Origin of the sequence: Cuneatibacter caecimuris, from assembly GCF_004216775.1 — a bacterium.
Lineage (GTDB): Bacteria > Bacillota > Clostridia > Lachnospirales > Lachnospiraceae > Cuneatibacter > Cuneatibacter caecimuris.
Genome location: NZ_SGXF01000001.1, coordinates 403,440 through 413,480 on the forward strand (window position 1 = coordinate 403,440; position 10,041 = coordinate 413,480).

General features: G+C 51.5%; 11 protein-coding genes. All 11 read right to left on the reverse strand.

Translation table 11 applies throughout. From position 1 onward, the window contains the following. Positions 1–89: 89 nt before the first annotated feature. Positions 90–791: a DNA alkylation repair protein gene (locus EV209_RS01950; RefSeq protein WP_130432527.1), complete on the reverse strand. Its 702-nt coding sequence runs from the start codon at positions 789–791 to the stop codon at positions 90–92. Then, entirely contained in the window at positions 788–1,480 is a 693-nt protein-coding gene (locus tag EV209_RS01955) for a YjjG family noncanonical pyrimidine nucleotidase (RefSeq protein ID WP_130432529.1), read from the reverse strand. The genes EV209_RS01950 and EV209_RS01955 overlap by 4 nt, the downstream gene beginning before the upstream one ends. Continuing rightward, positions 1,477–2,523, reverse strand: a complete 1,047-nt coding sequence (locus EV209_RS01960; RefSeq protein ID WP_130432531.1) for a type IV pilus twitching motility protein PilT — start codon at positions 2,521–2,523, stop codon at positions 1,477–1,479. Before EV209_RS01960 ends, EV209_RS01955 begins: the two co-directional genes overlap by 4 nt. Before the next feature lie 8 nt (positions 2,524–2,531). After that, positions 2,532–4,205, reverse strand: coding sequence for a GspE/PulE family protein (locus tag EV209_RS01965; RefSeq protein WP_130432533.1), 1,674 nt, complete (start codon positions 4,203–4,205; stop codon positions 2,532–2,534). An 18-nt stretch (positions 4,206–4,223) separates the two neighbouring features. Further along, on the reverse strand, positions 4,224–4,886 hold the full coding sequence (locus EV209_RS01970) for a hypothetical protein (RefSeq protein WP_130432535.1): 663 nt from the start codon (positions 4,884–4,886) through the stop codon (positions 4,224–4,226). Between the two features lie 2 nt (positions 4,887–4,888). Continuing rightward, on the reverse strand, positions 4,889–6,355 hold the full coding sequence (locus EV209_RS01975; RefSeq protein WP_130432537.1) for a pilus assembly protein PilM: 1,467 nt from the start codon (positions 6,353–6,355) through the stop codon (positions 4,889–4,891). Between the two features lie 15 nt (positions 6,356–6,370). Next, positions 6,371–7,576, reverse strand: coding sequence for a type II secretion system F family protein (locus tag EV209_RS01980; RefSeq protein ID WP_130432539.1), 1,206 nt, complete (start codon positions 7,574–7,576; stop codon positions 6,371–6,373). 10 nt (positions 7,577–7,586) lie between these two features. After that, positions 7,587–8,360, reverse strand: a complete 774-nt coding sequence (locus tag EV209_RS01985) for a prepilin peptidase (RefSeq protein WP_130432541.1) — start codon at positions 8,358–8,360, stop codon at positions 7,587–7,589. 56 nt (positions 8,361–8,416) lie between these two features. Next, on the reverse strand, positions 8,417–8,881 hold the full coding sequence (locus EV209_RS01990) for a hypothetical protein (protein WP_130432543.1): 465 nt from the start codon (positions 8,879–8,881) through the stop codon (positions 8,417–8,419). Between the two features lie 27 nt (positions 8,882–8,908). After that, entirely contained in the window at positions 8,909–9,328 is a 420-nt protein-coding gene (locus EV209_RS01995) for a type II secretion system protein (protein WP_130432545.1), read from the reverse strand. Between the two features lie 143 nt (positions 9,329–9,471). Then, positions 9,472–10,041: a PulJ/GspJ family protein gene (locus EV209_RS02000; RefSeq protein ID WP_165388778.1), complete on the reverse strand. Its 570-nt coding sequence runs from the start codon at positions 10,039–10,041 to the stop codon at positions 9,472–9,474.

Consider the following 10,041-nt stretch of genomic DNA (forward strand, 5'->3'; position numbering starts at 1 on the left):
CCCATAAAATTTTTATAAGTTTCTTTCTTAATAAACAATCCCACAAAGATCCATACTGTGGTGGTACGGAAAGGCAGAAGAGAACACTTTTATAATCTTTTCATCCGCAGCAATTCTTCCTTAGCCTCCCTGCTCACCCTCAAAGACTCCCGGATCTTCTGTATAGCCTTATTCTGCGTCCAGACGTCCAGCTGATTCTGGCCCAGAAAAGCCCGGGTCTGGCCAGGAAACTTCACATAACAGACAGATACCGCCCATGCCAGCCCCATTCTCGCATAATAAGCGCTGCATTTCACCTGACTGAACAGTTGGAGCATCTGAACAATATAGCGGTCCGTCACATAATAATTTATCAGCGCCACAATACCAAAACGCTGCTCATATTCCCGCTCTGAACCCAGCCATTTTATCACCCAGTCCCAGCACGGTTCCTGTGTCTCTCCAATGAATTTCAAGGTACTGGTACAGTAGTCACAGACTGCCCAGCTGCCGATCTCAGGCACAAATTTATCTAAGTGGTCCAGCCTGGTTTTCAGCTCCATTTTTGCATAGCCGATCACCATGCCCTGAACCATCCGTTCTTCCTGAAAAAGCTCCTGCCCCGCCAGCGCCTCTGCTTCCTGAAGATAAGACTCCGCATCGTGCCTGGCCGCCATCCTGGCTGTTTTCCGGACCTCAGGTACCCTGGTCCCGAAAGTCGGCGCTGTTCGGGGAATTAAACGGTCATTAAATTCTTTATAAGATGGGTCTGCCATTTCCTGCAGTCGTTCCCTCACTTCTTTTACCGTCATATTTCCTCCAAAAAAAGCTGCTTCAGATCATCCAGCCTGCGAATCTCCCAGTCACAGCATCCTTCGAAAGGCCGCTCCTTCCCCCGCGGATTATACCAGCAGGTCCTCAAACCAGCCTGCTTCCCGCCCTTCATATCAGAAGTAAGAGAATCTCCCACAAGAAGCGTCTGCCTTTTATCAAACTCAGGAATGCCAGCACTGCAATACGCAAAAAACTCGGGAGCAGGTTTGGGCCATCCGATTTCCTCTGACGCAAACACCCCCTGGAAATACCTGTTCAGGCCCGCATCCTTCATACGTTTATTCTGCATGTCCTGAAAACCGTTAGTTACCACATATTGTCTGCAGCCACGCGCTTCCAGCCATTTCAAAATATCTGCTGCACCTTCCACGGGAATATGCTGCAGGGACAGCTTTTCTCTGTATGTTTCTTCCAGCCTTTCCGGCTCCGCCTGCAGTCCGGAATTCTTTAAAAACAGAGGAAATCTCAGGTTCCAGATATCCGGCCTGCTGATTTCCCCCCGTTCCAGTTTCCTCCACAGTCCCTCGCTGGCTTCCCGGTACATTTGATATCTTTTCTCAGAAAAGGCAATTCCCTGTTCCTCCAGGGCGGACCGCAGCGCGTTTCTCGCTCCTGCCTCAAAGTCAAGCAGCGTGTCGTCCACATCCCACAGCACTGTTTTAATCATAGATACTGCTCCAGATCCCGTTTATCGTTGGAATACAGGAACGCATCCTGAGGGCGGATCACGCCCTGATGCACCCATTGTACCAGATCTTTATTCAGGGTATGCATGCCAAAGGCGCTTCCGGCCTGCATGACTGAATTCATCTGATAGCACTTGTTTTCCCGGATCAGGTTCAGGGCCGCGTCCGTGCCGGTGAGCACTTCAGTGGCCGCCACTCTCCCTCTTCCGTCCGCAGTGGGAATCAGGCACTGGGTCACCACGCCCTTCAAAATACCGGATAGCTGGGTTCTGATCTGATTCTGAGTCTCCCCGGGGCAGGCGTCTATAATTCTGTCAATCGTCTGGGCAGCGCCTGTGGTATGCAGGGTGGACAGCACCAAGTGACCTGTTTCCGCAGCCGTTACAGCGGCGGAAATCGTCTCGTAGTCCCGCATTTCCCCCACCAGAATCACGTCCGGATCTTCCCGTAGCACGGACCGCAGGGCGGACGCGAAGGATTCCGTATCCTCGCCCACCTCCCTCTGGTGGATGATGGAACGTTTCCTGGTAAAAACATACTCGATGGGGTCTTCAATGGTCACAATATGGCAGGCCCTGGACTCGTTGATCTGATTTACCATTGCCGCCAGCGTGGTGGATTTACCGGAACCGGTGGGGCCGGTGATCAGTACCAATCCTCTTGGCTCCCCAGCCAGCTGGTCCAGAATTTTGGGAAGTTTCAATTCCTGCAGACTTGGTATTTTATTGTTCAGAAGACGTATCGTGGCCGCCAGCTTCTTCTGCTGCCGGAACACGTTGACTCTCTGGCGGTTCCCGTCGGTGGTCTGGATGGCAAAATCCACATCCTTCCCTTCCTCCAGCTGTTTCCTCTGCTTCTCTGTCAGCGCTTCCAGGATCGCGCCGCGGATCTCTCCGTCCGACAGCAAAAGCTCGTCCTCTTTCAGCGCTCCGTTAATTCTGTAATACAGCGGCATTCCCTCCGAAATATGAATGTCGGAACAATTTTTTGTCCTGGCATCCAGAATCAGCTGTTCAATATTCATGTTCCCTCCTAGGAATAGTACGCAATTTTCACAAGTTCATCCACTGTCGTCTCGCCCTTTTCCACCAGCTCCAGCCCGCGGGCAGCCAGCGGTTTCATTCCCTGTTCCTTTTCTGCATAAGCAGCGATCTCTTCCACAGAGGCGCTTCCGGATATCATTTTTCTGATTTCCCCATCCACGCAGATAATCTCATGCACTGCCACCCTGCCCCGGTAGCCGGTATGGTTACAGCGGGCGCAGCCTTTGGCGCGGCGCACCAGAGACGGCGCCCTGTCTCCAAGGAAAAGCCGTTCTTCCAGCGAAGGCGCTTCCAGCACGGAACACTCCGGGCATACGCGGCGCATCAGGCGCTGCGCTACCACGCCCACCAGCGAACTGGCGATCATATAAGGCTCCATCCCCATATCTACCAGACGGACGATGGAAGCCGCAGCATTATTGGTATGCAGGGTGGAAAGCACCAGATGCCCGGTGATCGCGGCGCGGATGGAAATTGCCGCGGTCTCTGCATCTCTGGTCTCTCCCACCATGATCACATCCGGGTCCTGGCGCAGCAGCGCCCGGAGTCCCACATCAAAAGTAAGCCCTGCCATCTGATTTGTCTGCATCTGGTTGATCCTGGGAATGTTTTTTTCCACAGGGTCTTCAATGGTGGATACATTGATCTGTTTTCTGGACATTTCTTCCAGAATCATGTACAGAGTGGTGGATTTACCCGAACCGGTAGGCCCGGTGATATAGATAATACCGTTGGGAGATTTCAGAATTTTCCTGAACTTCTCATAGTCCTCAGGGATCATGCCGTAAGAGCCCACATTCTCAATCACTGCATTGCCGGCCAGCAGACGGAGAACCGCCTTTTCACCAAATACAGTGGGGATTACAGAAACACGGATATTGACCATTTCTTCCCCGACCCTGGTGCGGAAATGACCGTCCTGGGGAACTCTGCGCTCTGCAATATCCAGATTGGACAGTATTTTGATTCTGGCAATCAACGAAGCGTGCAGCCCCTTCTGCAGCGTCACATAATCCACGATCACGCCGTCTATACGCATGCGCACAATGGTTTTATCCTCAAATGGCTCGATATGGATATCACTGGCCGTGGTAGTGTAGGCACGCTGCACCAGCATATTCAGCAGGTTGATGATGGGCGTATCCCCGTCCCCTTCTTCCAGCTCAATCTCCTCTACCTCATTTTCCTGGCTCACGTTGGCGCGCTTTGCCGCGTCCCTGGCTGCCACCTCGGAATAATAAAAATGCAGGGCCTTTTCCAGAGGCGCTTTTTCACAGAGCAGGATTTCCAGCTCCTGCCCCACTGTCTGGCGCACATCTTCGATTCCATAAAAATTCAGCGGATCATTCAGCGCCACCATCAGTCCGTGCTCCGTCTGTTCCAGCGCCAGTATACCATATTTTTTAGCCAGCTGCTCCGGAATTTTTTCCACAGCCTGCACATCCACACTCACAGCCTGCAGCTCGATCTGCCTCAAATTCAGGCGCTGGGCCAGAGCCGTGAGCATTTGTTTTTCCGTGATGAAGCCCAGCTCGATCAAAATCCCCCCGAGCCTCTTCCCACGGTTTTCCTTTTGATAGCTCAGCGCCTGGCTCAGCTGTTCTTCATTGATATATCCATATTCCTTTAATACTTCGCCAATGGGAATATTTTTACTGATCATATCCTACCTTCTTCCTGCTCAGCGGTCTGCGCTCATATATAAATCCAGATTGAGCTGAACCAGATAATCTCCCGGCTGCAGGTCAACGCCGCCGATGGAGCGGCTGCTTTCCAGCTTTTCAAGACTGAAGCCCGAAACACGGATGGCCGGATAATCCCTGTTCAGCACATCCAGAAGGGCCTGCACCTTTTCATAGCCTCCCCCTGCCTTCAGAGAAACTGCAGCTTTATAAATATTCATCATACTGTTTGCGCCGTCTCCGGAAGCGTTTTCCGCCTGTCCGGCCATCTCAGCCCCATACTCAGAAAGAGGATAAGGGACGCATACAGCCTCTTCTTCCGGAATCGTGATGGACATGTCCACTGCCTGCAGCCCGGCTTCCAGAACAATGCCTGATATCTCTTTATCCACTGCCGAACTTCCCATACGAGGGTAAAAATCCTGAAGTTCTTCTGCCAGATCCTTGTTTATTCTCTCTGAAGCGGCCTTCAGCGAATCATACAAAGATAATTTCTGTTCCATTTCCCACTGCTGATTTTCCAGTTCCATCTTCCGGTCATCCAGCTCTGCTCCCCTCTGGATAAGAGGCATCACCGCCAGGAAAACCATACCGGCTAAAATTACAGCGCAGGCCAGAAATGACAGAAGTTTTTTATCCCGTTCTGTGATCTTCATCTCCATGACTATTCCTCCTGTCTGCCTGCGCTGCTGTTGAGCTGGCAGGAAATGTTCAGAGAATACGTCGCCTCTTTCTCAGAAAAAGTGTATCCTTTATAATCCACCCGGGCAAAAAGCCCGGTTTCTTCCAGCGCGTATACAAAGGTGTTGATCTCCTCGACGGATGCGGTGGACGCCTTCATCCGAAGGGTCCCTGTGGATGCTTCATAGCTCTGCACCTCAACCTGCGCGATTCCGGCAGCGCACGCCTGAATCCTGGATTCCACCCAGGAATCCATCAGAGGATAAGAATCTATCATCTTTCTGGCCGACGACAGACCGTTCAGCACATTTTGTCTGTATGCCAGATCAATTTCCAGCTGATCTGCTTCCAGGACCCTGGCCACATTCAGTGGATTATTTACATAATCTTCAATTTCCCGGTTTTGCGCTGATTTTATCACATTGACCGCAAACAGCGCCGCAGAAGCCAGGATCCCCGCGCCCAGAATTACGGCGGGTGGCAGAACCAACTTCATCAGCCTGCCCCGCTTCTTTCTGGCCTCAGGGTCATCCTGATAGGCTTTCAGCAAATTCAGCTCTTTTCCGCCTGTCAGCATGCCGCCCAGCGGATAGATAAAGTCAGAGGCCTCCGCTCCTGCTCTTCCCTTTAGCGCGCCGGCAACGGAAAGGCGTTCCACCCTCTGCTCCATGCCGTACGTCCTGACCTGCTCCCTGATCTGGCTGTAATCTTCTTCCGATACTCCGCAGATCCAGACCTGCTCCAGCCTGTTCTCTTTATTCTGCGCCAGATAAAACTGAACAGTAGAGCTGATATTGCGCACCACGTCCATGGCGAAGCTCTCAGTTCCCGGCGTGGAAAAAATACGTTTCTCCGCCGAATAAACGTATTCTCCTTCTGCCAGCAGTATTGTCTGCAGGCTGTATCCGTCCATGATCTGAATCAGCCCCGTACTGTCTCTCATTTCAGGCAGGGCTTCCAGAACCTTCAGCGCAGCGTTCAGCCCGCTGTCCACAGAAGACAGGGTCACATGGATGGAGCGGAAAAGCTGTACAAATCCGTCTACAAAAGACCTGTCCGCAGCCACTGCAAATAGTTCCTGCAATTTTCCTTTTGCCCGCAGCTTCCTGTAATCATAGACTGTGTCCGCAGCCTGCCTGGCTCCGTCCGCAAATTCCAGGACTACATTCTGCAGGGTGCGGCGTACGCCCAAATCAGGCATACTCAATTTTTTGGTTGCCAGATTGGAGCTGTTGACTACCAGTGATACGTCTTTCACCGGCAGCTTATTTTCTTTCCAGAACCTTGCCAGCAAATCCCTTAATTCCTCTTCATTGGTGATCACCCCATTGATCAGGACTCCTTCCGGGATATCCATGGAGCACATGGACTGCACGGATGCCTTTCCCCTTCCGGGATCTCCTGCCACAGCGTATATCGTACCGTTGGAAAGATAGATTGAAGCTTTCATTTTCCTTCCTCCTAGCTAATTAAGTGCAGAACTTTCAATGGCGTCATAGGAGCCGTAAATCGGCATGATTACTGCGATCACCACAATGCCCACCAAAATTGCCATCACAACAATCATCGCAGGCTCCAAAAAGGTCACCATACGGTTAATTGCCATTTCAGATTCATAGTCCAGGGTATCCGCGGTGGAGTCCAGCATGGAATCCAAACTGCCCGTCTCTTCTCCCACCAGAATGGAGGAGGAAAGTTTGGTAATAAATCCGTCGATTCCCCTCAGCGCTTCAGAAAGAGTAGCTCCTCCCCGGACTTTTGCCACTGCCTCGTCGAACTGAGATTCAATATAACTGTTCCCCACCGTCCGGCAGCCCACCTGGAGCGCCTGAACGATGGGCAGACCCGCGGAGTACAGGGAACTCAGCGTGCGGGCAAAACGGGCCGTATACACCACCTTCAGCAGCTTACCCACCAGAGGCAGGTGCACTTTTATTTTATCTTTTTTCAGGCAAACCGCCGGAATCCTCAGCAGAGCTCTGAACAAAACCACCGCAGCCGCCAAAACGACCAGGATCAGCAGCCAGTGGTTGACCAGCAGGTCTTTAAACGCCATGACTCCCTTTGTCAGAGCCGGAAGCTCCTCCATCTGTGAAAACAGATCCTCAAACTGGGGTATCACAAACGTAAAAATAATCAGCACAACCACAACAATCAACCCCAGCAAGATACAGGGATATGTCATGGCGCTGACAAGTTTTGAATGCATTCTGTATTCTTTATCATAATGAGATGCCATACGAATAGAAGCTTTATCCAGGCTGCCGCTGGCCTCAGCCGAACGGAACATATGGATCAGCAGGGGCGGGAAAGCCTTACCCTGCTCCTCCATTGCCTCAGACAGAGGAGTCCCCTGCCGTACCCGGCGCAGCACATCTTCGTAGATTTTTCTGTAAACCGGTTTGGTCGTCTCTTCCTGGGAGACCATGGCAAGAGCGCGGACCAGGGAAACACCCGCTCCCAGCAGGGTGCCCAGGGACCGGCAGAATTCTGCCAGCACTTTAGCCTTGATTTTCCTGCTGCTCCCTTCTTTTTCCGCCGGGGAAGCAGTTTTCAGATAGAGCCCGCCGCTGCGGAGCCTGGTATATAATTCAGCTTCATCGCCCGCTTCCATCACGCCCTTTACAGCTTTTCCGCTGCCGTCCACCGCACGATACTTATACTTTGCCATCTTTCCTCCCTCAGTTCAACGCGAGCAGCCCCAGATACCAATCCAGCAGCGGGGTTCCCCAAAAATAAGCCAGAAACATCCCGGCGCACAAAAACGGGCCAAAAGCAAAATGCTCTTTTCTCCCTTTTTTTCCAGCCGCCAGGAGATAAATTCCATAAAATCCCCCTGTCACAACCGCCAGAAACAGCGCCACCAGACTCAGCTTCCAGCCAAGGAACAGCCCGCAGGCCGCCATCATCTTAATATCTCCGCCGCCAAAAGCCCCTGGGATCAATAATGTCAGAAGCAGAAGCGGCACACTGACAGAAAATACTCCGATCAGTCTCTCTGCAAGCGGCAGAGACGGTCCTGTTAAAATGCCCGCCAGGCCGATGAGCGCCAAAGCAGCCACAAAACCGTCAGGTATCTCCATGGTCTGCGCGTCCAAAAGCGCGACTTCGAATAATATGCTGAAAAACAGCCAAATTACAGCTGTCTGAATATTCCACCCTAATATATATCCCGCCAAAGCAGCGCTCACGCCGCCAACCAGTTCTGTCAACAGGCTGTCAGCAGGAATTCTGTCCCCGCAGTACCGGCATCTCCCCCGCAGCAGCAGGTAGCTGAACACCGGGACGAGATCCTTTCCCGTCAATTCTCTTTTGCAGGCCGGGCAGATACTTCTGCCGCGGATAAAATCCATTTTTCTGGGCAGCCGGAAACGCACCACATTCAAAAAAGAATAGATGCTGGCTCCCAGTAAAAAAACAATAACTGTGATCAATACCTGTAATACCAGTTCCATCAATACTCCAATATAGCGGCAGGACCCCAAACAGAACCGCCCGGGCCACAGAGGCCTCAGCCGCCGCTTATTTTGTCGATCCTGTAAATCTGGAAAGACAGCTCCTCCGCATAGCGTTCCGCCCCGCCGTCCTTTTCCTTTACAAGAACCATATAGCCATTTTCCACATAAAGAAGGCTTTCCGGCGCTCCGTGCGACCTGTCCCACGACAGCAGATAAAAATCTCCCCTGCAGCCTGTAAGCCTTCTGATTTCCTGTTCTGCAGTTTCTGAAAAACCGCTGTCACGGCTCTCGTCCAGCAGCTCTGCGCCGCCGCCGTAAGATTCCAGCTTCAGCAGCCTGGCTGCGGTGCGCACATTTTTGGCCTCCCGTAGCATCCGCCTGCTCTCCATTTGCCGTGTATAATATGTGGCAGCGGCTACCGCCGCTGCCACGATCAATACAGCTATCATCAGACCTGCTGCCAGCCTTTTCCAGAACGCAGAATCCAGCTTTCTGCCGGATGATGCTCTGTTGTTCAAAATTTCACCTCAGCTTTTCTTCAGCTGTTACGGAGTTGCTGTCGCCTTTTGGGTAGTCCAGGTTTTACCATCGTATGTTGCTGTTATCCCTGATTCGGTATACTCTACCTTGGTTACTTTCGATTTTGCAATGGTTACTTTTGCACTCCAGGTACCGTCTACTCCAGCTAAACTAACAATCTCACCTTCGGTACCTGCGGTAATTGTATTATTCAATGTAAGTTCACCGTCTGCAATCGCTGTTGACGCATACTTCTCAGACGCAATAGTCTGCGCTGCCATATAGACAGTTCTGCCGTTAATCACGACCTGTTTCTCCTTCGCCTTGTCAATCCATCCCAGCAGCGCAGGCACCAGAATGGCGGCCAGTATTGCCAGAATTACCAGAACCACGATCAGTTCCACCAGTGTAAAACCCTTTTTGTCTTTCCTGACTTTCTTTAACATATCTTATCCTCCTCGTCCTTTAGCAGGCTCTGACCTGCCATGGCACTATTATACAATATTTATATTTTGTTATCAACTATTATTTTGTTTTTGACTGAAAATTTCAACTTATTTCATCACGGCTCAGGGCAGCGCGCTCTGGGTCAGGAACCTGGCTCTGTTTCAATATCGTTTTGGGACAGGTTATAACATTCTATGATCCTGACTGAAAGGAAGTCATACCCTGTCAGCTGATTTTTCAATTCCATCTCCACTTCCACCAGGTTCTCCTGCTTCCAGGTGAATTTCAGCCGCTCCACCCGGTTGTTCATATACATTTCCTCTCCATAGTACCAGTCCACCGCCTGGCTGATCACCACCTCGTTTTCCTTTACCTCCTGATAGTCAAACTGGAGCAATCCGTCTTTGATGTAAATCTGAATGGGAATCCCATGTTTTTCCACAAAGCTGATCCTGCTGGCGTCAGCGGAAATCAGGCAGGGCACCCCGCTGTCATAGGGCGCGTTTACCGCAGCTGACAGTTCGCTGACCATATGCTCCATCAATGTATCTGCAACAGTCTGCGCGTGGGACAGGTTCTGCACCCGGTGAAAGACCCGCATAGCGGCTCCCAGCATCATTACGGCTGCGGTCATGAACACCGCGGTAAGTGCGAAAACTACAATCAGTTCCACCAGTGTATAACCTTTCCTGTTTTTTTTCTTCTGTCTCAT